The following is a 345-nucleotide window of genomic DNA, read 5'->3' on the forward strand; positions in this document are numbered from 1 at the left end:
TGATCCAGATGGGCCGGCGTTCGGGTCTCTCCTATGCCCGGATCGGGGAGCTGACCGGGCGGGACAGATCGGTGATTTGGCGGGAAGTGCAGCGCAACAGCGGCGCTGACGGGGTGTATTACGCCTCCGCGGCCCATGCCAAAGCGCACCAGGCCAGGCGCCGGCCCAAACCGTTGAAGCTCGCCCAGGCCGAGGGTCTGGGCGAGCTGATCGCCCTTTTCATGGACGACGGGTGGAGTCCGCGGCTGATCTCCTCCATGCTGGCGTTTTATTTCCCGGATGATCAGACTATGCAGGTGAGCCACGAGACGATTTACCGGGCCCTTTACGTTCAGGCCCGCGGGA

General features: G+C 64.3%; 1 pseudogene. It reads left to right on the forward strand.

Annotated features, from left to right (window positions below):
- Nucleotides 1-345, forward strand: a pseudogene (locus tag NGB94_RS16705) (helix-turn-helix domain-containing protein); the annotation flags it as partial.

Origin of the sequence: Arthrobacter koreensis (genome assembly GCF_035792275.1) — a bacterium.
In the GTDB taxonomy this organism is placed as follows: Bacteria; Actinomycetota; Actinomycetes; order Actinomycetales; family Micrococcaceae; genus Arthrobacter_B; species Arthrobacter_B koreensis_A.